25 protein-coding genes are annotated in these 24,840 nt (G+C 63.9%); 9 read left to right on the top strand and 16 right to left on the bottom strand.

Annotated features, from left to right (window positions below; all coding sequences use genetic code 11):
* The first annotated feature begins 31 nt into the window (after positions 1 to 31).
* The 3 genes from O1Y97_RS09095 (at position 32) to O1Y97_RS09085 (ending at position 1,689) form a co-directional block, all read left to right on the top strand.
* Positions 32 to 517: a MaoC family dehydratase gene (locus O1Y97_RS09095; RefSeq protein WP_275543118.1), complete on the top strand. Its 486-nt coding sequence runs from the start codon at positions 32 to 34 to the stop codon at positions 515 to 517.
* 132 nt (positions 518 to 649) lie between these two features.
* Positions 650 to 1,294, top strand: a complete 645-nt coding sequence (locus O1Y97_RS09090) for a TetR/AcrR family transcriptional regulator (RefSeq protein ID WP_108607038.1) — start codon at positions 650 to 652, stop codon at positions 1,292 to 1,294.
* A gap of 143 nt (positions 1,295 to 1,437) precedes the next feature.
* Positions 1,438 to 1,689 (top strand): DUF680 domain-containing protein, encoded by a 252-nt coding sequence (locus O1Y97_RS09085; RefSeq protein WP_108607037.1) that lies wholly within the window; start codon positions 1,438 to 1,440, stop codon positions 1,687 to 1,689.
* Between the two features lie 540 nt (positions 1,690 to 2,229).
* On the opposite strand, the gene O1Y97_RS09080 is transcribed toward O1Y97_RS09085, so the two are convergent.
* From O1Y97_RS09080 to O1Y97_RS09055, 6 genes are all read right to left on the bottom strand, one after another.
* Positions 2,230 to 2,778 (bottom strand): sarcosine oxidase subunit gamma, encoded by a 549-nt coding sequence (locus O1Y97_RS09080; protein WP_108607036.1) that lies wholly within the window; start codon positions 2,776 to 2,778, stop codon positions 2,230 to 2,232.
* Positions 2,771 to 5,764, bottom strand: a complete 2,994-nt coding sequence (locus O1Y97_RS09075) for a sarcosine oxidase subunit alpha (RefSeq protein ID WP_318764180.1) — start codon at positions 5,762 to 5,764, stop codon at positions 2,771 to 2,773. Before O1Y97_RS09075 ends, O1Y97_RS09080 begins: the two co-directional genes overlap by 8 nt.
* Positions 5,764 to 6,144 carry a sarcosine oxidase subunit delta gene (locus O1Y97_RS09070; RefSeq protein WP_108607034.1) on the bottom strand — a complete coding sequence of 127 codons (381 nt, stop codon included), beginning with the start codon at positions 6,142 to 6,144 and terminating at the stop codon, positions 5,764 to 5,766. The genes O1Y97_RS09075 and O1Y97_RS09070 overlap by 1 nt, the downstream gene beginning before the upstream one ends.
* A gap of 11 nt (positions 6,145 to 6,155) precedes the next feature.
* Complete coding sequence (locus tag O1Y97_RS09065) at positions 6,156 to 6,590, bottom strand: hypothetical protein (RefSeq protein WP_318763797.1); 435 nt, start codon at positions 6,588 to 6,590, stop codon at positions 6,156 to 6,158.
* Positions 6,591 to 6,670: 80 nt separating this feature from the next.
* Positions 6,671 to 7,027 (bottom strand): cupin domain-containing protein, encoded by a 357-nt coding sequence (locus tag O1Y97_RS09060; protein ID WP_318763796.1) that lies wholly within the window; start codon positions 7,025 to 7,027, stop codon positions 6,671 to 6,673.
* A gap of 14 nt (positions 7,028 to 7,041) precedes the next feature.
* Complete coding sequence (locus O1Y97_RS09055; protein WP_318763795.1) at positions 7,042 to 8,295, bottom strand: sarcosine oxidase subunit beta; 1,254 nt, start codon at positions 8,293 to 8,295, stop codon at positions 7,042 to 7,044.
* Between the two features lie 200 nt (positions 8,296 to 8,495).
* On the opposite strand from O1Y97_RS09055, the gene O1Y97_RS09050 reads away from it, so the two are divergent.
* Entirely contained in the window at positions 8,496 to 9,254 is a 759-nt protein-coding gene (locus O1Y97_RS09050; RefSeq protein WP_318763794.1) for an SDR family oxidoreductase, read from the top strand.
* Positions 9,255 to 9,266: 12 nt separating this feature from the next.
* On the opposite strand, the gene O1Y97_RS09045 is transcribed toward O1Y97_RS09050, so the two are convergent.
* Positions 9,267 to 10,466 (bottom strand): MFS transporter, encoded by a 1,200-nt coding sequence (locus O1Y97_RS09045; RefSeq protein WP_318764179.1) that lies wholly within the window; start codon positions 10,464 to 10,466, stop codon positions 9,267 to 9,269.
* A gap of 192 nt (positions 10,467 to 10,658) precedes the next feature.
* Positions 10,659 to 11,846 carry a glycoside hydrolase family 5 protein gene (locus tag O1Y97_RS09040; RefSeq protein ID WP_318763793.1) on the bottom strand — a complete coding sequence of 396 codons (1,188 nt, stop codon included), beginning with the start codon at positions 11,844 to 11,846 and terminating at the stop codon, positions 10,659 to 10,661.
* A 238-nt stretch (positions 11,847 to 12,084) separates the two neighbouring features.
* Between O1Y97_RS09040 and rpsU the strand changes: the two genes are divergently transcribed.
* The 3 genes from rpsU to O1Y97_RS09025 all read left to right on the top strand — a co-directional run bounded on the left by rpsU (position 12,085) and on the right by O1Y97_RS09025 (position 13,955).
* On the top strand, positions 12,085 to 12,348 hold the full coding sequence (rpsU, locus tag O1Y97_RS09035; protein ID WP_108607028.1) for a 30S ribosomal protein S21: 264 nt from the start codon (positions 12,085 to 12,087) through the stop codon (positions 12,346 to 12,348).
* Between the two features lie 133 nt (positions 12,349 to 12,481).
* Complete coding sequence (locus O1Y97_RS09030; protein ID WP_108607027.1) at positions 12,482 to 13,330, top strand: tetratricopeptide repeat protein; 849 nt, start codon at positions 12,482 to 12,484, stop codon at positions 13,328 to 13,330.
* A 31-nt stretch (positions 13,331 to 13,361) separates the two neighbouring features.
* Positions 13,362 to 13,955 carry an NAD(P)H-dependent oxidoreductase gene (locus tag O1Y97_RS09025; RefSeq protein WP_318763792.1) on the top strand — a complete coding sequence of 198 codons (594 nt, stop codon included), beginning with the start codon at positions 13,362 to 13,364 and terminating at the stop codon, positions 13,953 to 13,955.
* A 128-nt stretch (positions 13,956 to 14,083) separates the two neighbouring features.
* Here O1Y97_RS09025 and O1Y97_RS09020 read toward each other — a convergent pair whose 3' ends face one another.
* A complete protein-coding gene (locus O1Y97_RS09020) occupies positions 14,084 to 14,578 on the bottom strand; it encodes a DUF2165 family protein (RefSeq protein ID WP_318763791.1) in 495 nt (164 codons plus the stop codon).
* A 260-nt stretch (positions 14,579 to 14,838) separates the two neighbouring features.
* Here O1Y97_RS09020 and O1Y97_RS09015 point away from each other — a divergent pair, with 260 nt between their 5' ends.
* Together O1Y97_RS09015 and O1Y97_RS09010 are read left to right on the top strand one after the other, a co-directional pair.
* Entirely contained in the window at positions 14,839 to 15,315 is a 477-nt protein-coding gene (locus tag O1Y97_RS09015) for a DUF992 domain-containing protein (RefSeq protein ID WP_108607024.1), read from the top strand.
* Between the two features lie 154 nt (positions 15,316 to 15,469).
* On the top strand, positions 15,470 to 16,102 hold the full coding sequence (locus O1Y97_RS09010; protein ID WP_318763790.1) for a LysE family translocator: 633 nt from the start codon (positions 15,470 to 15,472) through the stop codon (positions 16,100 to 16,102).
* Positions 16,103 to 16,224: 122 nt separating this feature from the next.
* Here O1Y97_RS09010 and O1Y97_RS09005 read toward each other — a convergent pair whose 3' ends face one another.
* From O1Y97_RS09005 to O1Y97_RS08975, 7 genes are all read right to left on the bottom strand, one after another.
* Positions 16,225 to 17,622, bottom strand: a complete 1,398-nt coding sequence (locus tag O1Y97_RS09005) for an NAD(P)(+) transhydrogenase (Re/Si-specific) subunit beta (RefSeq protein WP_108607022.1) — start codon at positions 17,620 to 17,622, stop codon at positions 16,225 to 16,227.
* 1 nt (position 17,623) lies between these two features.
* The gene (locus O1Y97_RS09000) at positions 17,624 to 18,046 is read right to left on the bottom strand and encodes a proton-translocating transhydrogenase family protein (protein WP_268738159.1); all 423 of its coding nucleotides are present in this window, start codon (positions 18,044 to 18,046) and stop codon (positions 17,624 to 17,626) included.
* The gene (locus tag O1Y97_RS08995) at positions 18,046 to 19,347 is read right to left on the bottom strand and encodes a Re/Si-specific NAD(P)(+) transhydrogenase subunit alpha (RefSeq protein WP_318763789.1); all 1,302 of its coding nucleotides are present in this window, start codon (positions 19,345 to 19,347) and stop codon (positions 18,046 to 18,048) included. Before O1Y97_RS08995 ends, O1Y97_RS09000 begins: the two co-directional genes overlap by 1 nt.
* 291 nt (positions 19,348 to 19,638) lie before the next feature.
* A complete protein-coding gene (locus tag O1Y97_RS08990) occupies positions 19,639 to 19,887 on the bottom strand; it encodes an aa3-type cytochrome c oxidase subunit IV (RefSeq protein ID WP_108607019.1) in 249 nt (82 codons plus the stop codon).
* 225 nt (positions 19,888 to 20,112) lie between these two features.
* Entirely contained in the window at positions 20,113 to 21,405 is a 1,293-nt protein-coding gene (locus O1Y97_RS08985) for an ABC transporter substrate-binding protein (protein WP_318763788.1), read from the bottom strand.
* Positions 21,406 to 21,470: 65 nt separating this feature from the next.
* Positions 21,471 to 22,250 (bottom strand): N-acyl amino acid synthase FeeM domain-containing protein, encoded by a 780-nt coding sequence (locus O1Y97_RS08980; protein ID WP_108607017.1) that lies wholly within the window; start codon positions 22,248 to 22,250, stop codon positions 21,471 to 21,473.
* Positions 22,251 to 22,404: 154 nt separating this feature from the next.
* On the bottom strand, positions 22,405 to 24,714 hold the full coding sequence (locus O1Y97_RS08975; RefSeq protein WP_318763787.1) for a putative bifunctional diguanylate cyclase/phosphodiesterase: 2,310 nt from the start codon (positions 24,712 to 24,714) through the stop codon (positions 22,405 to 22,407).
* Between the last annotated feature and the right edge of the window lie 126 nt (positions 24,715 to 24,840).

Raw genomic sequence — 24,840 nt, 5'->3', positions numbered from 1 at the left:
CATGACTTTTTCTTATGCAGGACGGGATGCGATGAGCCTGAAACCGATCAATCTCGAGCAACTTCAGGCCACCGTGGGCAAGGAGATTGGCGTGTCGCCCTGGCGCACCGTTACCCAGGAGATGATCGACAAGTTCGCCGACGCCACCGACGACCATCAATTCATCCATTGCGACCCCGAGCGGGCAGCCCGCGAAACGCCCTTTGGCGGCACCATCGCGCACGGCTTCCTGACGCTGTCGCTGCTTTCGGCGATGACCTTCGAGACCGTTCCGCCCGTCGAAGGCGGTGACATGGGCATCAACCAGGGCTTCGAATCGCTGAAGTTCGCGGCACCCGTGAAAACCGGATCCCGCATCCGCACCCGCTTCGTGCTGGCCGACCTCAAGATCCGTCCGTCGGGCTGGATCCAGGCGACGCACGACGTGACCATCGAGATCGAGGACCAGAAGAAGCCGGCGCTGACCGCGCGCTGGCTGACGCTGACTTTCGTCGAGCCGAAGCGCGAAACCGCCTGACACCGGCATCACTGGCCCTGCAGCCGCATCGTGGCCCTAGTCCTGATGAGCTATGGGCGGTTAACTTGCTGCCCTCGGGAGCGGCGTATAGAGTCCCACGCTTCGAGTACGTGAAGTCAGCAGGGCGTATCCTTGACCAGTTTTGCCGCAAACCGACGTGAGCTCCAGAAGGCCGAACTCAGGGCCGACCTGGTGGCAGCCGCTCACGCGCTGGTGCGGGAAGAAGGCTATGAGGGCCTGACCATCCGCAAACTCGCCACCAGGGTCGGCTATGCGCCGATGTCGGTCTATTCCTACTTTGCCGACAAGCAAGAGATCCTGATGGCGCTTGCCGAGGATGCCTTCATCGACCTGGCGCGAAGGATGCGGCAAAACCGGCCTCGCGATCCACTCGAAGCGGTCCGCGCAGCGCTTGCTGAGTATGCCGAGTTCGGCCTTGGCAATCCGAACGAATACCGGACCGTGTTCATGACCGAGAAGCAGAAGCCGCCGATCGACAAAACCTTTGCCGAGATGGAACGTGGAAACCCGGCCTTCCAGGTGATCATGGAACGGGTCGAAGCCTGCATCGCGGCCGGCAAGATGAAGGGCGACGCGCGCGCCATCGCCACCTCCCTGTGGACCGTGGCCCATGGTGCGATCTCGCTGCTGATCACGTTTCCCTTCTATCCGTTCGGCGACCCGAAGGCCTATGTGATGCGGATCGGCGACCTCGCCCTTGCCGGACTGGCAGCAGGCGAGACCGACCCGCTCACCGACGAACCCGGCAATTGCTAGCTCCAGCCGGGCAGCATTCAGTGCTTTCAGTGCCTCAACAAAAAACTCCGTACGCGTACGGAATACCTCTTGCAGCACGCGAGGTGCGGTCGTATCTGTAAGGCGTTCCGTACAAGTACGGTAAAACTCTACGGAGATGGACAATGCAACGGACTATACTGGCGCTCGCGGCGGTGCTCGCGACGAGTGGCCTTGCAATGGCAAAAGACACGCACACGACGAAGCCGCACACCCCCGCCGCATGCAGCGAGATGGCCTCGGGCAAGCTCGACTGCAGCGCAACCGGCTCGGTCAGGGACGACCGGGGGCCGCTGACGACCAACAGCATCCGGACCAGCGACAAGCCCAGGGTCGGCATCGACATCAACCCCTGGATCGTGCCCAGCTTTAACTGATTTTCTTGTGCAATTTCAGTGAAAAAGCCGCCCAAAAGGGCGGCTTTTTGTTTCGGTGCGTGTGCTTTGTCGGGCAGGTACAGGAGTCATTCCGTTCGTTGCTGGAGGGTCGCCCGCTATGCTTGGAACGGTGCCACAGCTCGAACGTCACGGCATGGATCCTAGGGTCTGCGCAACGTCGCTACGCTCCTGCTCCGCTCTAGGATGACGAATTCGATCTTCGATTCCGCCAGTCACGAACGTTTGCAAATGAACTGCAGTCCTCCAAGGTCTTCCACTTAGCTGTTGCCGCCGCCCTCGCACATTCGTCATCCTAGGGCGGAGCAGGAGCGCAGCGAACTGCGCAGACCCTAGGATCCATGCCGCGGACGAGCCATCACAAAAGCTGTCCAGTATTGCGCAAGTTGCGGACGACCTAGTGCTTCCTTGCCCTTCGCATCGCCATCGAGGAAATGGTCGTCGAGGTCACCGACACCGGATCGCTGGCCCGAAAACTGTCTTCCAGACCCTCGTCGAGTCTGGGCACGGCATCTTCCGTTACTAGCCGTCGCGGGCGGCCTCCGACAGGAAGCCGTAGACGTAGTCGGAGAACGAGCGCCAGCACTCGACGCGGAAGGCTTCCTCGCCAGTCCTGAGCAGGACCATCTCGACCTTGCCGAGCACCGTGCGCGAGGCGGCACCGACCGGAAAAGCCGCAAGCGACAGGTCCTGCGGGCAGCCGGCATTGATGGTGGCAGCCGCATTGGGGCCGGTCACCGCGATGGCGACGTTGCGATGCGAGACGTCGACCGCCGAGTGCAGGCCCTTGACCGACGCGCAGTTGGCGACGGGATCGCCGCCGGCCTCGTCGATGACCAGCCATTCGTCCGGGCCGAGCCAGAGCGCGGTGCGGCCGCTCTTGTTGGAGGAGGTCTTGGCCTTGTCCGGAAGCGTCATGCCGAGCGCCTTGGAGAGCGCGGCAATGGCGGCCGGGCGGGCGCGCAGTGACATGCGGCTGGCCGGCTCCAGCACCTTGAGCGAAACGCCGTGACCGCCGACGCTGTGGCCAGCGAGTGCAGAGTTGCGGGTGGCGGTTGCGAGCTTAGCCATTGAGGCGGTCTCCCTTCTCGTCGAAGAACACGGTGCCGGTGACTTCCACCTCGATGACGCCGTCGGGCATCGGCACATAGAGCGTTTCGCCGATGCGATCGCGGCCGCCGGCAACGACACCCATGGCGATCGAGCGATCGCAATTCGCCGACCAGTAGCTCGAGGTGACGTGGCCGATCATCTTCATCGGGATCGCCTGCTTGGGGTTCTCGACGATCTGGGCGCCCTCTTCGAGCACGGTGCGCGGATCCCTGGTCTTGAGGCCGACGAGCTGGCGGCGCCCCTTGGCGACCAGGTCGGGGCGCATCAGGCCGCGAATGCCGACGAAGTCGGTCTTCTTCTTGCCGACAGCCCAGTCGAGGCCGGCATCGTTGGGCGTCACGGTGCCGTCGGTGTCCTGGCCGACGATGATGTAGCCCTTTTCCGCGCGCAGCACGTGCATCGCCTCGGTGCCGTAGGCGCAGGCACCGTGCTTCTGGCCCTCGGCCCACAGCGCTTCCCAGACGGCGCGGCCATAATCGGCCGGCACGTTGACCTCGAAACCGCGGTCGCCGGTGAACGACATGCGGAACAGCCGGGTCGGCACGCCGCAGATCTTGCCCTCGCGCACCGACATGTGCGGCATCGCCGCATCGGACATGTCGATGCCCTCGACCAGCGGCGCGATGATGTCGCGCGAGTTGGGTCCTTGCACGGCGATGACCGCCCACTGTTCGGAAACAGAGGTCAGCCAGACATCGAGATTGGGGAACTCGGTCTGGAGGTAGTCCTCCATGTGGTGCATGACGCGGGCGGCACCGCCCGTCGTCGTGGTGACGTGGAAGCGGTCCTGCGCCAGGCGGCCGACCACGCCGTCGTCATAGATGAAACCGTCTTCGCGCAGCATGATGCCATAGCGGCAGCGGCCGACTTCGAGCTTCTCCCACGGGTTGGTGTAGAGCAGCTCCATGAATTTCGCCGCATCCGGGCCAACGACCTCGATCTTGCCGAGCGTTGAGGCGTCGAACAGGCCGGCCGACTTGCGCACCGTCACGCATTCGCGGTCGACCGCGGCATGCATGTCCTCGCCGGCGCGCGGGAAATACCAGGCGCGCTTCCACTGGCCGACATCCTCGAACACGGCGCCGTGCGCTTCCGCCCAAGCGTGGGTCGCGGTCTTGCGCGTCGGATCGAACAGGCCATGGCGGGCGTGGTTGACGATGGCGCCGAAGGTGACCGGCGTATAGGGCGCACGGAAGGTGGTGAGGCCGACCTGCGGGATGTCCTTGTCCAGCGCCTCGGCGGCGATGGCCAGGCCATGCATGTTGGAGGTCTTGCCCTGGTCGGTGGCCATGCCGTTGGTGGTGAAGCGCTTGACGTGCTCGATCGAGCGCATGCCTTCCTTCACCGCCTGGCGGATGTCCTTGGCGGTGACGTCGTTCTGGAAATCGACGAACGCCTTGACCTTGGTGTCGGCACCGGCGCCCGGGCCGGAACCCAGCATGCCGCCGCCCCAACCTTCTGAGGCCTCGACCTTCAGCGCCACCCCCCTGGACGGCCTGGCGCCGGCGCCGCGGGCAGCATTGGCACCAGCCTCGAGCGACTGCGCGACGGTGTCCTCAAGCGAGTCGGAACCGTTGCAGGCACCGACCGAGACGCAATCCTGGGCATAGGTGCCGGGCAGGAAGCGCTTGGTGGCGTCGTCGAAGGCGACCTTGCCGCGCGACTGCGAGAACATGTGCACCGACGGCGTCCAGCCGGCAGACATCAGCAGCGCATCGACGGCGATGGTGCGCTCGGCGCCGCCGGCCTTGGCCTGCACAGTCATCGACTTGATGCGCTGGCTGCCATTGGCGCTGGTGACGGCGCGACCATGATTGACCTCGATGCCCAGCGCGCGCGCCTCGTCGACCAGTGGGCCTGCCGGGTTGTCACGCAGGTCGACGATTGCCGCCACGCCGACGCCGGCCTTCTTGAGGTCGATGGCTGCTGCATAGGCGCTGTCATTGGCGGTGTAGACGCCGACAGTCTTGCCGACGACGACACCGTAATGGTTGAGGAAGGTGCGCGCAGCCGACGCCAGCATGACGCCGGGCCGGTCATTGTTGGCGAACACCATGTGACGCTCGATGGCGCCGGTGGCGATCACCACGCGCCTGGCGCGGACCTGCCACAGCCGCTCGCGCGGCTCGTCGCGGCCGGGGCGCGCGATATGGTCGGTGACGCGTTCGACCAAGCCGACGAAGTTCTGCGCATAGTAGCCGAAGGCCGTCGTGCGCGGCAGCACCTGGACATTGTCCATCGCGGCAAGCCTGGCCGCCGTCGCCTGGGCCCAGTTCCAGCCGTCCTGGCCGTCGATGACGGCGCCCTTTTCGAAGCGCAGCGCGCCGCCGAACTCGGCCTGCTCGTCGCAGATGATGACGCGAACGCCCGTTTCGGCCGCGGCCAGCGCCGCGGCAAGGCCGGCTGCGCCGCCGCCGAGTACAAGCACTTCGCAATGGGCGTAACGGGCCGAATAATGGTCGGGATCTGGCTGGTCGGGCGCGACACCGAGGCCGGCCGCCGCGCGGATGTTGGGCTCGTAGAACTTCTTCCAGGCGGCCTTCGGCCACATGAAGGTCTTGTAGTAGAAGCCGGCCGAGAAGAACGGCGACGCCAGATCGTTGACGGCGCCGACGTCGAAGGACAGCGACGGCCAGCGGTTCTGCGAGGCGACGTTGAGCCCGTCATAAAGCTCCTGCACGGTGGCGCGGACGTTGGGCGTCTTGCGCGCGGCGTCGCGGGTCACCGTCACCAGCGCGTTCGGCTCCTCGGCGCCGGCCGACAGGATGCCGCGCGGACGGTGATACTTGAACGAGCGGCCGACGAGATGGACACCGTTGGCAAGCAGTGCGGACGCCACCGTGTCGCCCGCAAGGCCGGTCATCGGCTTGCCGTCGAAGGTGAAGCGCGCGGTCTTGGCAGGCGTCAGGCGGCCCTGGCCGGAAATGCGGTACGAACCGGCCATCATGCCTCTCCCTTGGTGGAGCGTTTTGCCTTGGGCTTCTCGTTGAGCTGGTCCGGCGGCCGGTTGGCCCAGGCGGCGGGGCCGCCTTCGCTCGACAAGGTCGAGATATCAGGCTTTGGCTCGCCGGCCTTGTAGGTGAGCAGGAACCTGTCGGTGATGGTGTCGCGCGCGGCGTTGAAGAAGCGCGCGCAGCCATGGATGTGGCGCCAGCGTTCGAAGATCACGCCCTTGGGGTTCGAGCGGATGAAGAAGAACTTCTCGAAATCCTCGTCGCTTTCGGCGGCGATATTGGTGGAGCGCGCGATATGCGCCTCGCCGGCGTTGCGGAACTCGAGCTCGGGGCGCTCTTCCTCGCAATAGGGGCAGTGAATGAGAAGCATCTGGATGATCCCTAGAGTTCGCCGGGGCCGATGTTGGAGCCTTGCGGCTGATCGCAGAGCCTTTGCCCCAATGCCTCGAACGGCGCGACACGCTTGATCAGCGCCTCCACCGTGTCCGCAGGCAAGAACAGGTCGCGGCTTGAGATATTGAGGAAGGTGAGTTCGAACGGATTGGCCGAGACGATGACGTGGCGTCCGGGCGGGGCATCGTGCTCGTCGTCGGGGTCTTCGGGCTGTTCGATGAAGGAGACGACCCTGCGCCCGCCGCTCCAGACGCAGGCGAGAATGCCCGAAGGGACCGAAAACGGCCATTCGTCCTCGTTGCCGGTGCGGCTGATCGCCTGCAGCCGGACCTCGCTGGCGTCGGGCATGTGGAACATGCCCTTTTCGTCGGCGAGTACGAAGGGCGCTGCGACAGCGGCCAATGTGGTCGCGAGCATCGTCATCGGCGCACCATGGCGCAGGCGACCGCTGCGCCTACGGCGCGCAGATCGCTGGGATGGCAATGCGTCGGCACCATGCGGGCTCAGATCCGGTTCTTGGTCACGGCGGTCGCCGGATCGCCCGTGTTGGGCACGCCGGCGGGCTCTATCAGCAGCAGGTGGGTCTCTTCCTCGGCCAGCGGGCAATGCTCGACGCCCTTGGGCACGACATAAAGTTCGCCAGGTCCGAGAACGACGTCGCCGTCCCTCATCTGGATGCGCAACCGGCCGCTCAGCACCATGAAGAAGTCGTCGGTATCAGGGTGCGAATGCCAGTTGAACTCGCCCTGGACCTTGACGACCATGATGTCGTTGCCGTTGAAGCCGGCAACGATCTTGGGCGTCCAGTGCTCGGAGAACAGCGCAAGCTTCTCGGCGAGGTTGATCGGCTTCTCGGACATATCGCCCCCGTCGCTCAGTGCGCCACCGCCGCCGCTGCCGCTTCGTCGATGAGGCGGCCGGTGCGGAAGCGCTCGATGGTGAAGGGCGCGTTGATCGGGTGCGGCTCGTCACGGGCGATAGTGTGGGCAAAGACGTTGCCCGAACCCGGCGTCGCCTTGAAGCCACCCGTGCCCCAGCCGCAATTGACGTAGAGCCCCGGCACCGGCGTCTTGGCCAGGATCGGCGAGCGATCCGGCGTGACGTCGACGATACCGCCCCATGAGCGCAGCATCTTCATGCGCGTGAACATCGGGAACATCTCGCAGATGGCGTCGAGCGTGTGGTTGATGATGTGCAGGCCGCCGGTCTGCGAATAGGAGATGTACTGGTCGGTACCGGCACCGATGACCAGTTCGCCCTTGTCGGACTGCGAAATGTAGGCATGCACGGTGTTGGACATGACCACGCAGGGGAAGATCGGCTTGACCGGTTCCGACACCAGCGCCTGCAGCGGATAGCTTTCGAGCGGCATGCGCACGCCGGCCATGTTCATGATCACCGAGGTGTGGCCGGCGGCAACGACGCCGACCTTCTTGGCGCCGATGAAGCCCTTCGACGTCTCGACGCCGGAGACGCGGCCGTCTGGCGTACGGCGCACGCCGGTGACTTCACAATTCTGGATGATGTGGACGCCGCGGTCGGAGGCACCGCGGGCATACCCCCAGGCGACGGCGTCGTGACGAGCGGTGCCGCCGCGGCGCTGTAGCGAGGCGCCGACAACGGGATAGCGCGCCGAAGCCGAGATGTTGAGCGGCGGGCAGAACTCCCTCGCCTGTTCCGGCGTCAGCCACTCATTGTCGATGCCGTTCAGCCGGTTGGCGTGGACGTGGCGCTTCAGCACCTGCACGTCGTGGACGTTGTGCGCCAGCATCATGACACCGCGCGCCGAATACATGACGTTGTAGTTGAGGTCCTGAGACAGCCCGTCCCACAGCTTCAGGGCGTGGTCGTAGATGCCGGCCGATTCGTCGTAGAGATAGTTGGAGCGGATGATGGTGGTGTTGCGGCCGGTGTTGCCGCCGCCGAGCCAGCCCTTTTCCAGCACCGCGACATTGGTGATGCCGTGTTCCTTGGCGAGATAATAGGCGGTGGCAAGGCCATGGCCGCCGGCGCCGACGATGATGACGTCGTATTCGCTCTTCGGCTCGGGCGAGGACCACTGCTCCTCCCAGCCCTTGTGGCCGCGCATCGCCTCCCGGGCTATGGCAAAAACCGAATATTTCCGCATTTTTCAGGGCCTCGCAGATGCCGCAAGCTTAAGAGCGCGAGGTGTAGCACTAGCGAAATCTCACGACCAGCCTTGCACTGTTTGCGACGGGGCCTGCCGTTTTGCGCCGCATGTATCGGGTGGCTGCAGGACCTGCGAATTGCGACCTGTACGAACGAGGCCGGCAGACGCCGTCCGCAATTCGCACAGGAGCAGCAACGATGTTTGATTTGAACGGAAAAGTCGCGATCGTCACCGGGGCCAGCTCGGGAATTGGCAGGGCGACGGCCAAGCTGTTCGCCGACCAGGGAGCAAAGGTCGTGCTCGCGGCGCGCCGGCAGGCAGAGCTGGGGGCGGTCGCAGGCGAGATCGCCGACGCCGGCGGCGAGGTGCGGACACTGGCCGGCAACGTCAGGGACGAAGCCTATGCACGCGCGTTGGTAGACCTCGCGGTAGATGCGTTCGGCGGGCTCGACATCGCCTTCAACAATGTCGGGCTGGTCGGCGCGATGGGACCGGTCACCGGGCTTGCACTGGAAGGCTGGACGGAAGTGCTGGAAACCAACCTGACCAGCGCCTATCTCGGCGCGAAGCACCAGATTCCGGCGATGCTGAAGCGCGGCGCAGGCTCGCTGATCTTCACCTCGACCTTCGTCGGCCACACCGTCGGCATGCCCGGCATGACCGCCTATGCCGCAAGCAAGGCCGGCCTGATCGGCCTGACCCAGGTGCTGGCGGCCGAATACGGGCCGCAAGGCATCCGCGTCAACGCGCTTCTGCCCGGCGGCACCGACACGCCGGCTGCCACCTTCAAGACTGCTGACGAACGCGCATTCGTCGAAGGCCTGCACGCGCTGAAGCGCGTCGCACAACCCGAGGAGATCGCGCGCTCCGCGCTCTATCTCGCTTCGGAAGCGTCGAGCTTCACGACGGGGGCTGCATTGCTCGCCGACGGCGGCGTCTCCATCACCCGCGTCTGAGAAGCCCCCGCGTCAGGCCGCGCCGGCGCGCGCGGCCTTCATGTTGGGCAGGAAGACGGTGAGCAGCCCGAGCAACGGCAGGTAGGAGCAGATCTTGTAGACGAACTCGATGCCGCGAACGTCGGCAACCACGCCGAGCACCGCCGCCGAGATGCCGCCGACGCCAAAGGCGAAACCGAAGAAGACGCCGGCGATCATGCCGACGCGGCCCGGTACCAGCTCCTGGGCGAAGACGACGATGGCCGAGAAGGCGGATGCCAGGATCAGGCCGATCAGCACCGTAAGCACCTTGGTCCAGAACAGGTCGGCATAAGGCAGCAGGAGCGTGAACGGCAGAACCCCGAGGATCGAGAACCAGATCACTGTCTTGGCGCCGAAACGGTCGCCGATCGGGCCGCCGAGGAAGGTGCCGAGGGCGGCCGAGCCGAGGAACAGGAACAGCAGGTACTGCGATTCCTGCACCGAAACGCCGAAGCGCTCGATGACATAGAAGGTGTAGAAGCTCGAAAGGCTGGCCGTATAGATGTTCTTGGTCGTGACCAGCAGGGCCAGCACGATCAGGGCGACCATCACCGTACGGCGCGGCAGCGGCGGAAACAGCGTCGATGTAGCGTGGCGCGCCGTGGCGACGAGATGGCGGCTGTACCAGGCGCTGACGCGGATCAGCACGACGATGCCGACGATGGCGCCGAGCGCGAACCAGGCGATGCCGGTCTGGCCCTGCGGCACGACGATGAGCGCGGCGAGCAGCGGCCCGATCGCCGAACCGAAATTGCCGCCGACCTGGAACAAGGATTGCGCCAGCCCATAGCGCCCGCCCGAGGCCATGCGCGCGACGCGCGACGATTCAGGATGGAAGATCGCCGAGCCGAAACCGATGAAGGCCGCCCCCACCAGAAGCATGGTGTAGCTGTGGGCGAAGGCCAGCATCAGCAGGCCGACCAGCGTCGAGGCCATGCCGACCGGCAGCGAATAGGGCAGCGGCTTCTTGTCGGCATACATGCCGATGAGCGGCTGCAGCATCGACGCGGTAATCTGGAAAGTCAGGGTCAATAGCCCAATCTGCCAGAAGTCGAGCTGGTAGTCGGTCTTCAGCATCGGATACAGCGACGACAGCAGCGACTGCATGACGTCGTTGACGAAATGGCTGAAGCTCACCGCAAGCAGGATCGCGAACACGGTTGCATCGGCACCCGATGGGCGGCTGGGCATGGCTGTGTCGGTCAACGGCGTTATCTCCGGGCAGTCTTCTGGTGCGGCAGGGCTGACATAGACCCCCGGGACGCGGCTTTCATGGTGCACGGTGCGGTACTGTGCGGTCCAGTTGTCAGGCCGGCGCCAACGCAATTGAGCGTGGCAAAGCCCCCCGCGGCGTCCTCCCGTATCGGACGCGCCTGTAAGCGGCTATTTGCCCGCGGCCAGGCGCCTGGAGATCGGCTCGAACTCCGGCGTCGCCTTGCGCTTGACCGGATCGGGCTCGTTGTTCTCCATCGCTTCCCAGTATTTCCAGTTCACCTTGCCCGAGCCGAGTTCGTAGTCCATGCCGTCCCAGGCATCCTCGCGGAAGCTGTAGAAGGCCCAGTGCAGCTTGTCGGTGTCGAGCGGGGCAAGCACGTCCTCGAGATACTGCGTGCAGAACGGCAGCCGCCGCATGCAGCCGAACTCGCCGGCGACGATCCGGTTGCGGGCGACGCCTCGGCTGTCGGCCCATTCGACGGGCTGGGCGAGATAGGCCTTGACCCGCTCGGCATCCCACTTCTGCGGCTCGCCGTCGCCAAAGGGTACGTTGCCCGGATAGGCGTAGGGCTTGTCGCGTTTCATGTTGGGCGCACTGGTGGCGGCATAGGGCTCGTACATGTGGAAGGAATAGAGCACGCGCTGGTCGGTGAGCTTGGCCGGCCAATAGGAAAAAGCGTCGGCCGCCGCATACCAGCCGGCGTCGGTCATGACGGGGGTCACCGGATCGACCTCGCGGATCGCCTTGATCACCGTCTCGTAGAAGGCCAGCAGATCGCGGGAACTGCCGGCATTCCCGGTGTACCAGGAGCGCATTTCTGCGATTGATGCGTGTTCGGCGAGCCCGCCCTCCTTTTCCGGCGCCGGCTCGTTGACGATGTTGTAGGCCGCGACCGCCGGATGGTCCTTCAACTCGGCGGCAAGATCGCGCCAGAAGGTGGCGGCCTCGGTCCACCACGCCTTGTCCGCCCACAGCCGGCCATCGAACTTCTTGTCGTTGTTCTGGGCCCAGCGCATGCCCGGCAACGACAGCGGCGCGATCACCACCTTGAGCCCGGCCTTGTCGGCGCGGTCGAGCACTTCCTTCAGCGTCTTCACGTCGGCGGCGACGAGTCCTTCATATTTGTCGGCGGTGCCGATGAGGAAGTCGCGCTTCTCCGGCTTCCACTTGTCGTAGGACAGCCGCACCCAGGTCGCGCCATAGCCGCGCAGCGCATCGAAATAGGCCTGGTCGGGCGGCAGCCGGTTGAAGCTGTTGCCGCCGTGTTGTGGCTTGTCCCAGAAGCCGATGAGATCGGCAGCATGTGCCTGCGGGACGGCGGCGGCGAATGCCAGGGCGAGAATCAGGGAGCGCATGGAATGCCTTGCATGTAGGACCGGAAGATGGGAGAGGCTTGGTCGACAAGGATTGCGGCGGAAGTGGGCACGTCCCGGCGCCGTTTTCCCAAGCAGCGCAGGAAATGCGGCCTTTGCGGTGGACAAGCAGGCCTGATTCTGCTATCAGCCGCCCACAATTCGCGGTGGAACCATCGCGGAGGCATCGTGGCTATTGCCACTAGCCTTAGGATATCGAACCCGAAAGACAGGATCACACGTGCAGGTACTCGTCCGCGATAACAATGTTGACCAGGCGCTTCGCGCGCTGAAGAAGAAAATGCAGCGCGAAGGCATCTTCCGTGAAATGAAGATGCGCGGTCACTACGAGAAGCCTTCCGAAAAGCGCGCCCGCGAAAAGGCTGAAGCTGTTCGCCGCGCCCGCAAGCTGGCCCGCAAGCGCGCCCAGCGTGAAGGCCTGCTGCCCAGCACCCCGCGTCCGGCCGCTGCTGCTGGCGCCGCTGGTGCACGTCCGGCACGTTGATCTGCCAATCTTTGGTCCTTTTCGAAGGATAACGACGAGGTGGGGCGACTAAACATCGCCGCCACCTTTTTGTTGTTCGGCCGCCCGCCGGACGCCGCGCCACCTGCCCGGGGCGCAAGCGAGGGATACCGCGATGAATGCAGTCATGAGCAACCGCACCTCCCTCCTGCGCGGCGGCGCCATGACCGCTCTCATGCTCGTCGCGATGGCCGTTGCCGGCTGCCAGTCGGCGGGACCTGCCGGCGAGTTGACCCGCATCGACACCATGCAGGGTTCGAGCGAGAACATCTCCTCGCTCAGCGCCGTCGTCTCCAGCAACCCGAACGACCCCGAAGCCTACAATGTGCGCGGCTCGGCCTATGGCCGCGGCGGCAAGTATCGCGAGGCGCTGCAGGATTTCGACCGGGCGCTGCAGCTCAACCCGAGCTTCTACCAGGCCTATTCCAACCGGGCGCTGATCCATCGCTTCATGGGCAACCAGCCGGCGGCGCTGGCCGACTACAACAAGGCCATCCAGCTCAACGCCTCCTATGACGCCGCCTATATCGGCCGCGGCAATCTCTATCGCAAGGCCGGCCGCACGCAGGACGCCTTCAACGATTTCCAGAAGGCGATCGAGCTCGACACCACCGACCCCCGCGCCTACCACAATCGCGGCCTGATCTATCAGCAGCAGGGCCAGCATGCCTTCGCCATCGAGGATTTCTCCAAGGCGATCTCGCTCGCGCCCGACTCGGCCGAGCCCTACAATGGCCGCGGCCTCTCCTATCTCGCCACCGGCGACGACGAGAACGCCTTCACCGACATCAACATGGCAATCAAGCTCGACGGCAAGATCGCCGAGAGCTGGGCCAACCAGGCGCTGATCTACGAGCGCCGCGGCGACAAGGCCAAGGCTGCCAAGGCATATGCCGAGGCGGTTCGGCTCGACCCGAACTACAAGCCGGCAGTCGACGGGCTGGCGCGCACGCGCGGCGCCTGATACCGCAGCAGCATAAAGACAGGCCTTCGCCTTGAACTGCCTCGTTGTCCTGTCGCACCCGCTGCCAGAAAGCCTGAACCGGCACTTCGCCGACATCGCCATCAAGCAACTCGCCGACGCCGGCCACAAGGTGACGCTGCTCGACCTCTACGCCAGCGGCTTCGACCCGCGGCTGAGCGAGGCCGAACGCGGCTCATATTATGGCGAGCGCTTCGACGCCGGTGCGCTGATGAGCCATGCCGCCGCCCTGCGCGAGGCGGAGGTGCTGGTGCTGGTCTTCCCGACATGGTGGTTTAGCCTGCCGGCGATGCTGAAGGGCTGGGTCGACCGGGTGTTTTCGCCCGGCATCGCCTTCGACCACGGTGCCGATTTCGGCCCGATCAGGCCGCTGCTCTACAAGCTCCGCCACGTCGTCGCCGTCACCACGCTCGGCAGCCCCTGGTGGGTCGACCGCCTGGTCATGCGCCGGCCGGTCCGCCGCATCCTCAAATGGGGCGTGTTCAAGGCCTGCGCGCCGAAGGCCAGCTTCGCCATGCTGTCGTTCCATGCCGCAGAAAAGCCGCAGCCCGAACGGGTCGGGCGTTTTGCAGAGAGCATCCGGAAGCAACTGCGCAAGTTCAAATAGGCTGTACTGGCGGCTCGGTTCCTTCGCTGCCTTCGGCCAAATGTGCGACCAGGCCCAGCCCCCCAGACCTGGTCGCGGCCGACCGCGCATCAGATGACGCGCGGCGGCTAGTCAGCACACTGGTGCCATCACTCCAGTTCGCCATCCGGCAGCACGATGTAGATCACCACGGCGAGGATCGTCATATAGAACTGGAAGGCTCCTTCCTGGCCGTTCCAGTCTGATGACTGCCACATCGAGAACCATTCGCCGCCAACGACCATGAAGCCGAAGAACCAGACCAAGAAGCCGACACAGGCAGCCGCATGCACCCAGTTTTTCGACTTGTTGAAGCTTGTGGCGGTGCCGCTCCGGGCCCGCAACAGCGCCAACGCGCCAAGCGTAAACAACACGCAGGTCAAGGCTTCGCCAGCAATGATCAGCCAGTAGCCAAGATGCCAAAGTGTTTCCGAGGTAATGGCGCGGTACATCAGCGCGTTGCCAGGAAACGTCGTGTCCATGCTCAGAACATGACGGACGAAATTGTAGTTGGAACCATAGTCGGTGACGTTGTTGAACACGACGAGGAAGGCGAACGCAGCCAACGAGAAGCACATCGTTGTCTTCGAAATTCGAGCAAACATTGTTAACCCCCAGGTTTTTTGTTCTGCCCTCTTTCAGCGAGAGCTATTATCCATCGCAGTGCTATCACGCGATGTGATCACATTTTATGATCATAAGATGAAATCCGTCAAGCGTGATGGAAAAACGCCAGGCTTGCGCCTGGATACATGCGCGCCGCGCTGCCAAGACAAGGGCAGATCTGGTTCCCGCCAACAACGGCAAACGGAACCTTTCGGCGGCCATGCGGTTGATGTTGCTTCATGTCTGAAAGGAACGTCCGATGAAGAAACTCGTCCTTCTTGCCCTCGCCCTTGTGCCGTTTGCGGTGCCCGCGCACGCACAGTTCGGCGCCAAGCTCGGCATGCTGAGCTGCACCGTCAACGGCGGCACCGGCTTCGTCGTCGGCTCGAGCAAGGACATGCAGTGCACGTTCACGCCGGCATTCGGCAGCCGCACGCAGGAGATCTATTCCGGCCGGATCAACAAATACGGTGTCGACATTGGCACCACGACTGGCGGTGCGCTGGAGTGGCTGGTGCTGGCGCCGAGTCGCGACGTCTATGATCCGGGCGGTCTCGCCGGCAACTATCTCGGCGCGACGGCGGAGGCCACCATTGCGGTCGGCCTTGGCGCCAACGTCCTGGTCGGCGGCTCTGCGCGCTCCATCGCCCTGCAGCCGCTCAGCGTGACCAACCAGACCGGCCTGAACGCCGCGCTCGCCATCGGCGCATTGCAGCTGACGGCACCGCTGAAATAGCCGGCACGTAGGTGGCCGCTAGGGTCGGAGCTGTCGCAATGGCTTGCTCCGACCTGCCCCTGTCGCGGCCAAGCCGCAGCCGCTAGAAATTCCCTCGACACGATGTCCGACCTGCGCCCGATGGGCGCCGTCCGGCAAATGCGAGGGGACCAGCATGCCCGAGACCGCAAACCTCATTGCCTTCGCCGCGATCGCCCTCGGAATGGTGCTGACGCCGGGGCCGAACATGATCTACCTGGTGTCGCGCTCGCTCAGCCAGGGTCCCACGGCCGGGCTGATCTCGCTCGGTGGCGTGGCGCTCGGCTTCGTCGTCTACATGCTCTGCGCCGCCTTCGGCATCACCGCACTCGTCCTTGCCGTGCCTTATGCCTATGACGTCATCCGCTTCGCTGGTGCTGCCTACCTGCTGTGGCTCGCCTGGCAGGCCGTCCGCCCCGGCGGACGCTCGCCGTTCCATGTCCGGCAACTGCCCAAGGACAGGCCGCGCAAGCTGTTTGCCATGGGCTTCCTCACCAACCTGCTCAATCCCAAGGTCGCGGTGCTCTATCTGTCGCTGCTGCCCCAATTCATCGATCCCGCCGACGGCAGCGTGCTGACCCAGCTGCTCGTGCTCGGTTCGATCCAGATCGCCATCAGCATCACCGTCAACGCCATCATCGCCATTTCGGCAGGCTCGATCTCGACCTTCCTCGCCGCCAGCCCCGGCTGGCTGGCGATCCAGCGCTGGCTGATGGGAACGGTGCTGGCGGGACTAGCGGTGAAGATGGCGACGGAAGCGCAGCGATAACAATCCCCTCTTGTGGGGAGGGGTTAGGGGTGGGGGTATCGGCCTCCAAACGCAGAAAAGCCCGGCTTTTGGCCGGGCTTTTCTTTGTTGCCTGCCTTGGCGTTGTCAGCCGATCCTTCGGCTCAGTGGTCCATGGCCTTGACGATTTCTTCGGTCATCTTCTTGGCGTCGCCGAGCAGCATCATGGTGCCGTCCTTGTAGAACAGCGTGTTGTCGATGCCGGCGTAGCCGGAGCCGAGGCTGCGCTTGACGAACAGGCAGGTGCGGGCCTTGTCGACGTCGAGGATCGGCATGCCGTAGATCGGGCTGTTCTTGTCATCGCGTGCCGACGGGTTGGTGACGTCGTTGGCGCCGATGACATAGGCGACGTCGGCCTGGGCGAACTCTGAGTTGATGTCTTCGAGCTCGAAGACCTCGTCATAAGGCACGTTGGCCTCGGCCAAGAGCACGTTCATGTGGCCGGGCATGCGGCCAGCGACCGGGTGGATGGCGTATTTGACCTCGACGCCATTGGCCTTGAGCTTGTCGGTCATCTCGCGCAGCGCATGCTGGGCCTGCGCCACCGCCATGCCGTAGCCCGGCACGATGATGACCTTTTGGGCGTTCATCATCAGGAAGGCGGCATCGTCGGCCGAACCCTGCTTGACGGTGCGCTCGATGCCGTCGTCGGCAACCGCCGCCGTCTCGCCGCCGAAGCCGCCGAGAATGACCGAGATGAACGAGCGGTTCATGCCCTTGCACATGATGTAGGACAGGATCGCACCCGACGAGCCGACCAGCGCACCGGTGATGATCAGCGCCAGATTGCCGAGGGTGAAGCCGAGGGCGGCCGCTGCCCAGCCCGAATAGGAGTTGAGCATGGAGACGACCACCGGCATGTCGGCGCCGCCGATCGGCACGATGAGCAGCACGCCGAGCACCAGCGACACCGCCACGATCAGCCAGAACACCGTCGTCGACTGCGTCGTCACCAGCATGACGATGAGCACGACAAGGGCGATGCCCAGCGCGGCGTTGATGAAGTGGCGGCCGGGCAGCATGATCGGCTTGCCCGACATGCGGCCGTCAAGCTTGAGGAAGGCGATGACCGAGCCGGTAAAGGTGATGGCGCCGATGGCAACGCCGAGGCTCATCTCGACCAGCGCCTGGCCGTGGATGGCGCCGACCGAGCCGATGCCAAAACTTTCCGGCGCATAGACGGCGGCAGCCGCCACCATCACCGCGGCCATGCCGACGAGGCTGTGGAAGGCTGCGACCAGCTGCGGCATCGAGGTCATGGCGATGCGCCGCGCGGTGACCGCACCGACGCCGCCGCCGATGGCGAGGCCGAGCACGATCAGGCCGAGGCCGGCCAGCGTGGGCTTGGCCAGCGCCAGCGTGGTGGCGATGGCGATGCCCATGCCGATCATGCCGTAGGTGTTGCCCTGGCGGGAGGTGGTCGGATGCGACAGGCCGCGCAGCGCCAGGATGAACAGGATGCCGGAGACCAGGTAGAGGAAGGAAGCGAGGTTCAGGGTCACGTCACTTGTCCTTCTTCTTGTACATCGCCAGCATGCGCTGGGTGACGAGGAAGCCGCCGAAGATGTTGACCGAGGCGAGCACCAGGGCAATGAAGCCGAAGCCGGTGGCAAGCCCGGAGGCTGCGATGCCGACGGCGAGCAGCGCCCCGACCACGATCACCGAGGAGATCGCGTTGGTGACCGCCATCAGCGGCGTGTGCAAAGCCGGCGTCACCGACCAGACGACGTAGTAGCCGACGAAGATAGCCAGCACGAAGATGGCGAAGCGGAACACGAACGGGTCGATCGCCCCGCCGCTCAGCGCATGTGCGGCATCGCCCGCGGCGTCCGCCGCACCTTGGCTGGTGGCGAGATCCTGGATGCCGAGCCGGACGGCACCAACCGCCTGGTCGAGCTGGTCGAGGGCTTTTTGAAGACCTTCCATCACGCGTCTCCCTGCTTGGCCGGCTTCTTGGCGGTGGTTTTCTGGGCAGTGGTCTTTTTGGCAGCGGCCGGTTTTTCGGCCTTGGCCGCACCGTCGCTTGCCGGGTCGTCGCCGCGGTTCTGGCCCGCAACGACCGGCTTGGGCTTGTCCGCTGCAGCCGCTGCCGCGGCATTGGCGAAGTTGGGGTGAACGACCTTGCCTGCGTCGGTCAGCATCGTTGCCTTGACCAGTTCGTCGTCGCGGTTGATGGCGATCTGCTTGGTCGTCTTGTCGACCATGGTCTCGAGGAAGGCGAACAGGTTCTTGGCATAAAGCAGCGAGGCCGAGGCCGCGACACGGCCCGGCACGTTGAGATGGCCGACGATCTTGGCCCCGTTGGCGGTGGTGACGACCTTGCCAGGCACCGCACCCTCGACATTGCCGCCGCGCTCGACGGCGAGGTCGACAAGCACCGAACCCGGCTTCATCGAGGCGACCATGGCCGCCGACACCAGCTTCGGCGCCGGACGGCCCGGGATCAGGGCCGTGGTGATCACGATGTCCTGCTTGGCGATGTGCTCAGCGGTGAGTGCCGCCTGCTTGGCCTGGTATTCCTTCGACATCTCCTTGGCGTAGCCGCCGGCGGTCTCGGCTGCCTTGAACTCCTCGTCCTCGACCGCCAGGAACTTGGCGCCGAGCGAGGCGACCTGCTCCTTGACCGCCGGACGCACGTCGGTGGCGGTCACGATCGCACCCATGCGGCGGGCGGTGGCGATCGCCTGCAGGCCGGCGACGCCGACGCCCATGATGAACACTTTCGCTGCCGGCACCGTGCCGGCCGCCGTCATCATCATCGGCAGCGCCCGGTCATATTCGGCGGCACCGTCGATCACCGCCTGGTAACCGGCAAGGTTCGCCTGCGACGACAGCACGTCCATGACCTGGGCGCGGGTGATACGCGGCATGAACTCCATGGCAAACGCCGTGACCCCTGCCTTGGCCATCGCCGCGACCGCGGCGTCGTTGCCATAGGGATCCATGGTGGCCAGCACCGCGGCACCTGGCTTGTAGCCCTTGAGCTCGGCTTCGGAAGGACGGCGCACCTTGAGCACGACATCCGCCTTGCCGGCATCGGCGGCCTTGCCGATCTTGCCGCCGACCGCAGTGAAATCGGCATCGGGGATGCGCGACAAGGTCCCTGCCCCGCTCTCCACCACAACCTCGAAACCAAGCCCGACAAGGCGTTTCACCGTATCCGGCGAAGCACCAACCCGGCTCTCAATCGCATCAATCTCTCTCGGTATGAATATCGTCTGGCCCACCGCTAAATCCTTTCGGCTGGAACCTTACCAAACGTAAGGTGCCGGACGCAGATAAACGCGTCGGCGCCTTACCAACGAAAAGTATTCTGGACACTAACGGAGGTTGAAACCGCCGACGCACCCGTCCCTTTGGCCATGCCAAAACCTGCCCTTGCCAGACAAATGACCGGCAAGACTGCTGCGTGCGGCGCGTTCGCGTCTGATCTATTCGAAGCGAAAATCACCGGTTCCAACTCCCCCTAGGCTGGAACGTGGACGACCGCGAAGGCCTCGCGGCCGCAGAAATAGAGATCAGCTAATATGGGTAGGCAGGTCGCGGAGCAGGAAGCCACCCACGGCGACGAGCACCAGGAACAGCACAGCCGAGGAGAAGAAGCCGGCCGGGGCAAAGAAGCCGAACGCCATGGCGACCATCAACGCGACGCAAAAGAGCGTGCCGTATTTGGAAAGTTTGATGAAGAGTTTGTAGGTGCCTTCATGCTCGGCGTAGTCCATCTGCGCGCCAAGTTCGACCGGGCCGGTCGGCGTGTTGTCAGCCATGAGAGTCCCTCCGGAAAACAAGTTCAAGCGCACATACCGAAATGCGCGCGGCAGGGCAATGGGAAGATTGCCCATAGGCTGCGACAAGATAATCAATCAAAAGCGATAAATCGCCTGCTGCCGCTCGATCCGCGTGATGTCGCTGCGGCCACGTGGCGAAAGCCTGGCTGCCGATTCGGTGCTGCCGTCGGCACCTCGGCCTCATCCCCGGAAGAGCGCTCGGCCCTACAACTTGCAATCTTCGTTCATCGCCCACGGCGCATGCGTCTCGGCATATTTCCGCGCCTCCAGTTCGGCCAGTGGCGCGATCATCGCGCGATCGGCCGTAAGCGCGTCGGAAGCCTTGACGAATTTTTCTCCGTCCCAACTGAGCATCCATGCGGCGGCATGACCGGCATGGTTGTCGCACGAGGTCGAGAACGTTCCGATCATCCCCTCCGCGCCGACCGAGACGAGCCTGTCGGCGTCGATCTTCAGGTTCTCGAGACCCCAGCGCAGCTGCTCGGCATTGATGATCCTTTTGTCGAAGTGCTCCTGCGCGGCCTTGATCGCCTCGACCGACAACATCGAGATCAGCACGCCGCGCTGGTAGAACAGCTGGTCGAGTTCTTCTGCCGAAGTCAGCGACGTGCCGGCGTCGACGACATATTTGCGGATGTCCTGCATTACCCCGGCGTTCGACGCCGGCAAGTTCCATGACAGGGTGCGATAACCCTTGCCGGCAGCGCCGACCGCCTTCAGGTCCTCGTCATGGCCGGACCACCAGATGCCGACCAGCTTGTCCATCGAAAAGCCGGTCTTGATCGCCTCGGCGAAAGCCCCCGCATTCATCGCACCCCAGCCCCACAGCAGCACGAAATCCGGGCGCTCGCTCGCAATCTTCTGCCATTGCGTCGACTGGCTCTGCATTTCCTTCACGCCGACCGGGATCGGCAGCAGCGTGAAGCCGAAGGTGTCGGAATATTCCTGCAGCAGCGGGATGGGTTCTTCGCCATAGGGGGCATCGAGGTGAAGAAGCACGATCTTCTTGCCGCGCAGGCTGTCGAGATTTCCACCGGAGATGCTCTTGAGCATCATCGAAGTGCCGTCCCAATAGGTGACCGGCGGGTTGAACGCCCAGGGAAACACCTTGCCCTCGGCCATCGCCGAAAAGCCGTAGCCGGGTGCGAGAAGCGGCCGCTTGTCGGCGGCGGCCTTCGGCAAAATCGCGAGCGTGGCGCCGGGCGACCATGGCTGGGTGACGATACTGGTGGCCTTGGTGCGGTCGTAGCACTCGGCCGCCTTGTCGGTGCTGAAGCCGGTCTCGCATTCGCTGTAGGTCAGCTTGATGCCGTTGACGCCGCCGTCGCGCTCGTTGAGCATCAGCATGTAGTCGCGCTGGCCATCGGCCAGCGGCGTACCCGCGGCGGCAAACGGCCCGGTACGGAAGGCGAGATTTGCGATGCCGATCGCGTCCTGGGCCAAAGCCGGTGCCGACAGCATCGCTCCCGACAGCAAGACGACAGGAAGAAGGGACATCTTGCTCGGCGTCTTCATTCTTCCCAACCGTTGCGGACTGGCCGCCAAGGCGACCTTACGCGAGCTCAGGCGGCTTCGCGAAAATATTTTGCCGTCGGCAGGATGGTCAGCGGCGCCAGTTCGCCAAGCGGTGGCTTGCCGAACATCAGCCGCTGCTCCATCGGCGTCGACTTGAAGAAGGGAAAGCGCTGGAAGGAGCGCTCGCGAATGGCGTTTACATCGGCGCGATAGAGAACCACCTTGTTGAATACGCCCGGATACGAGCGCGGCTCGCTGATCCGCTCGGAATAATAGATCCGCTTGTAGAAGCCAGCGTGGTCTTCACGAACTGTCGACAGGCAGTAAGGCGCCTTGAAGTGGAAGCACGCCATCCCGGCGAGGCGAAGCGTGATGTAGGGGATCTGGGGGTAAACGCGCGACCACTCGGGGTCGGATGCGAACCGGCTGGGGCAGATGAACGTCAGCCCCTTGGCCAACATCGGCATCACGATGTCGCCGAATGCCTTGGTCGACGGTGACAGTGGCGTGGCCAGGGTGACGTGGTGGATACGAAGTGTGCTCACAAGATGCTGGTCGACATAGACACCAAAACGATACGCGTTGGGGGCCTCGTCCAACTCGTCATTGATCGTATGGCTTTCGTTGTCTGGAACCATATCGTTGGAGCGGTACGATTTGTACCTCAGCCGGTAGATGTCTTCGAGATCCTCGCCCTTGTCGCAACGACGGTATTCGGTACGCTCAAGCAAGCTCGAAACGTGGCGTGCAAATGACGACCCCGGTTCGGACGCACTGCTACTCTTGACGTCAGCGTCGCCGCCGGACGTCGCTTGATGAATGGTCATGGTAGTCCCCGTAATTCCGCCCGACTGAAGGGTAGCGGAGGCCGGGGTGATGTAAAGATGAAAATCAAACTGTTCCTGTTTACCTTCCGTTAAGGTTAATAGTTTACGGAAAATTAAGCATTTTCACACTGTCGGCAATGTATCTGCGGCCGCCTCAACGAGTGGCCGAGATTCGGGCGAGGCCGATATCCTTGGCGAAAGGCCAGACGGTGTTGGACATCGTTTCAATACCGGACGAAGACAGCGCCGAGCCGAACAGGAACCCCTGGACAAGGTCGGGTTGCACCTCGACGGCCAGGATCTTGAGCTGTTCGAAGGTTTCGACCCCTTCCACGGTGACCGCAAGCCCGAGCGGGCGCGACAGGTCGACGATGCCCTTGAGCAATTGCAGCGAGCGCGGGTTCTGACCGACGTCGGCGAGGAAGCTTCGGTCGATCTTGACCTTGTCGAGCGGCAGCTTGTGCAGGTAGCTCAGGCTGGAATAGCCGGTGCCGAAATCGTCCAGCGCGATGCGCACGCCAATGCTCTTCAGTTCCTCGACATAGCTGCGCGTCTGCGACTTGTCGTCGAGCAGCGCGGTTTCGGTGACCTCGATCTCCAGGCGGTGCGGCGCAAGGCCGGAGCTCGCCAGTGCCCCCCTCACCTTGTCGATGACGTCGCGGTTGCGGAAATCCTTGGCCGACAGATTGACCGAGACACTGATCTTCGCCGGCCATTTGGCGCATTCCACACATGCCGCATGCAGCACGAACGTGCTGATTTCGGAGATGATGCCCATCTCTTCGGCGAGCGGAATGAAGGTGGCCGGCGAGACCGGCCCGAGCTCAGGGTGATCCCAACGGCACAACGCCTCGCAACTGGCGATCCGCATCGTGGCCATGGAGACGATTGGCTGGTAGACGACGCGCAGGGCGCCTGCCTCGACGGCATTGCGCAGATCGGCCTTCATCAGCTGGCGGTTGCGGAAGGCCGCATCCATCACCGCCTCGAACAGATGCCAGCTGTTCTTGCCAAGGTCCTTGGCCTTGTAGAGCGCGAGATCCGCCTTGACGATCATCGCATCGACCTCGGAGTCGCGCACCTGTCCCAGGACCGCGCCACCGCTCGCCTGGATGCGCAGCACGTGACCGGCGACGTCGACCTCGCCTTGCATCTCGGCAAAGATGCGATCGAGTTCCGCTGTCAGATGTGCTTCGTCGTCGACCCTGTCGAAATAGATCATGAATTCGTCGCCGCCGAAGCGGCTGACCTTGACGTTGTCGCTGGCAAACGCCGCAAGCCGCTCCGCCACGGCATAGATCAGCCCATCGCCGACGGGATGGCCGAGCGTGTCATTGACGCTCTTGAAGTCGTCAAGGTCGAGCACGGCAAGGGCGCAGAGTCGATCGCGGTCGCCGGCATGGATGCATTCGGCGACCACCTCATGGAAATAGGCGCGGTTGGGCAGCCCGGTCAGGCTGTCGTAGCGCGCCATGAAACGGATCTTCTCCTCCGCCGCGACGCGGGACGTCACGTCCTCGAAGGTGATGACGCCAAGCTCCTGGCTGCCTTCTCGTGCGGAAAATTCCAGGCACTGGCCATTGGCAAGCGCAACCAGGACCTTGCGGTCCTTGCCTTCGCGCAGCGCCCGCGTCAGCTGAGCCTCGATATAGCGGCAGTCCTTGAGCGCAAGCTGGCCGCCGGCCACGCCGCGCATCAGCAAGCCATGGATCGAGCGCCCCAGCAAAGCCTCGGGCGACTTGACCGACATCAGATGCGCAGCCTCGGCATTGGCGACCGCCACACGCCCGTCCGGGCCAAGCATGACCAGGCCATGCGACATGGTGTTGAGCGCACGGTTGAACCGCTGGGCCAGACGATTGGCTTTCTTCTCTTCCGACACGGCGGTGAACAGCACGTCGCGAACCGTGTCGGCGAATTTTCGGATCGCAAACAGGAATGGCGCCGACAGCAGACCCAAAAAGACGTGGTAGGCGTCGCCGCGCAGCAGGAAACCGAGCGAGATTGGCCAGGTCAAGGCGATGATCAGGATGATCACCATACGCGGTGAGCCGTAATTGCGGCCGGCGATCGACGTTGCCGTGGCGAGCGTCACGCAAACTGAGGCGATTTCGGCAAACGTATCGTGCGCGAAGTAGATACCCGCAAGGCAAAATGCACCCAGCGATGCGCCATGAAGCGAGCCGTAGAGAATGTAGTCATTTTCGCGCTGGTGCGCTTCTTCCCACGTCGTCGGAGACGGCAAGCTGTTGTACTTGCGGAAATTTCGCATGCGCAGCGTGCCGACAAGCAGCATGCAGATCGCAACAACCAGATAGAGCGGATGAGCCGTCTTCCACCAGACGACGACGATCAGGAAGGTCTGCGCGATGATACCGACGGCCAACGTAGAGCCATCGCGGAAAAGCGTTTCCACGAAGGGTATGTAGACGTCGACGGGTATCTCGTTGTTTCTTCTGCGCATCCGAGGCCTGCCTAGGAGGCCAAGGACTGCCACATCCGCCTTAAGAAAGGCTTAGAAACCGGGCGCTGCCAGCATCTGCTTGCCCATCGGGCTCCGAATAGGCCTGCTACCTTAGGTTCAGGTAAA

The organism is Aminobacter niigataensis (assembly GCF_946995915.1).
Taxonomy (GTDB): domain Bacteria; phylum Pseudomonadota; class Alphaproteobacteria; order Rhizobiales; family Rhizobiaceae; genus Aminobacter; species Aminobacter niigataensis.
The sequence above is the reverse complement of the archived record's forward strand: the minus strand, read 5'-3'. Positions and strand labels throughout refer to the sequence as shown.

What these genes read in the sequence shown, in the direction of transcription:
- O1Y97_RS09030 (WP_108607027.1), top strand. Translation starts at nt 12,482, where the DNA reads ATGAATGCAGTCATGAGCAACCGCACCTCCCTCCTGCGCGGCGGCGCC.
- O1Y97_RS09020 (WP_318763791.1), bottom strand. Translation starts at nt 14,578, where the DNA reads ATGTTTGCTCGAATTTCGAAGACAACGATGTGCTTCTCGTTGGCTGCG.
- O1Y97_RS09070 (WP_108607034.1), bottom strand. Translation starts at nt 6,144, where the DNA reads ATGCTTCTCATTCACTGCCCCTATTGCGAGGAAGAGCGCCCCGAGCTC.
- O1Y97_RS08990 (WP_108607019.1), bottom strand. Translation starts at nt 19,887, where the DNA reads ATGGCTGACAACACGCCGACCGGCCCGGTCGAACTTGGCGCGCAGATG.
- O1Y97_RS09095 (WP_275543118.1), top strand. Translation starts at nt 32, where the DNA reads ATGAGCCTGAAACCGATCAATCTCGAGCAACTTCAGGCCACCGTGGGC.
- O1Y97_RS09085 (WP_108607037.1), top strand. Translation starts at nt 1,438, where the DNA reads ATGCAACGGACTATACTGGCGCTCGCGGCGGTGCTCGCGACGAGTGGC.
- O1Y97_RS09080 (WP_108607036.1), bottom strand. Translation starts at nt 2,778, where the DNA reads ATGGCTAAGCTCGCAACCGCCACCCGCAACTCTGCACTCGCTGGCCAC.
- O1Y97_RS09045 (WP_318764179.1), bottom strand. Translation starts at nt 10,466, where the DNA reads ATGCCCAGCCGCCCATCGGGTGCCGATGCAACCGTGTTCGCGATCCTG.
- O1Y97_RS09040 (WP_318763793.1), bottom strand. Translation starts at nt 11,846, where the DNA reads ATGCGCTCCCTGATTCTCGCCCTGGCATTCGCCGCCGCCGTCCCGCAG.
- O1Y97_RS08985 (WP_318763788.1), bottom strand. Translation starts at nt 21,405, where the DNA reads ATGTCCCTTCTTCCTGTCGTCTTGCTGTCGGGAGCGATGCTGTCGGCA.
- O1Y97_RS08975 (WP_318763787.1), bottom strand. Translation starts at nt 24,714, where the DNA reads ATGCGCAGAAGAAACAACGAGATACCCGTCGACGTCTACATACCCTTC.
- O1Y97_RS09050 (WP_318763794.1), top strand. Translation starts at nt 8,496, where the DNA reads ATGTTTGATTTGAACGGAAAAGTCGCGATCGTCACCGGGGCCAGCTCG.
- O1Y97_RS09000 (WP_268738159.1), bottom strand. Translation starts at nt 18,046, where the DNA reads ATGGAAGGTCTTCAAAAAGCCCTCGACCAGCTCGACCAGGCGGTTGGT.
- O1Y97_RS09010 (WP_318763790.1), top strand. Translation starts at nt 15,470, where the DNA reads ATGCCCGAGACCGCAAACCTCATTGCCTTCGCCGCGATCGCCCTCGGA.
- O1Y97_RS09075 (WP_318764180.1), bottom strand. Translation starts at nt 5,764, where the DNA reads ATGGCCGGTTCGTACCGCATTTCCGGCCAGGGCCGCCTGACGCCTGCC.
- O1Y97_RS09060 (WP_318763796.1), bottom strand. Translation starts at nt 7,027, where the DNA reads ATGTCCGAGAAGCCGATCAACCTCGCCGAGAAGCTTGCGCTGTTCTCC.
- O1Y97_RS08980 (WP_108607017.1), bottom strand. Translation starts at nt 22,250, where the DNA reads ATGACCATTCATCAAGCGACGTCCGGCGGCGACGCTGACGTCAAGAGT.
- O1Y97_RS09065 (WP_318763797.1), bottom strand. Translation starts at nt 6,590, where the DNA reads ATGACGATGCTCGCGACCACATTGGCCGCTGTCGCAGCGCCCTTCGTA.
- O1Y97_RS09015 (WP_108607024.1), top strand. Translation starts at nt 14,839, where the DNA reads ATGAAGAAACTCGTCCTTCTTGCCCTCGCCCTTGTGCCGTTTGCGGTG.
- O1Y97_RS09055 (WP_318763795.1), bottom strand. Translation starts at nt 8,295, where the DNA reads ATGCGGAAATATTCGGTTTTTGCCATAGCCCGGGAGGCGATGCGCGGC.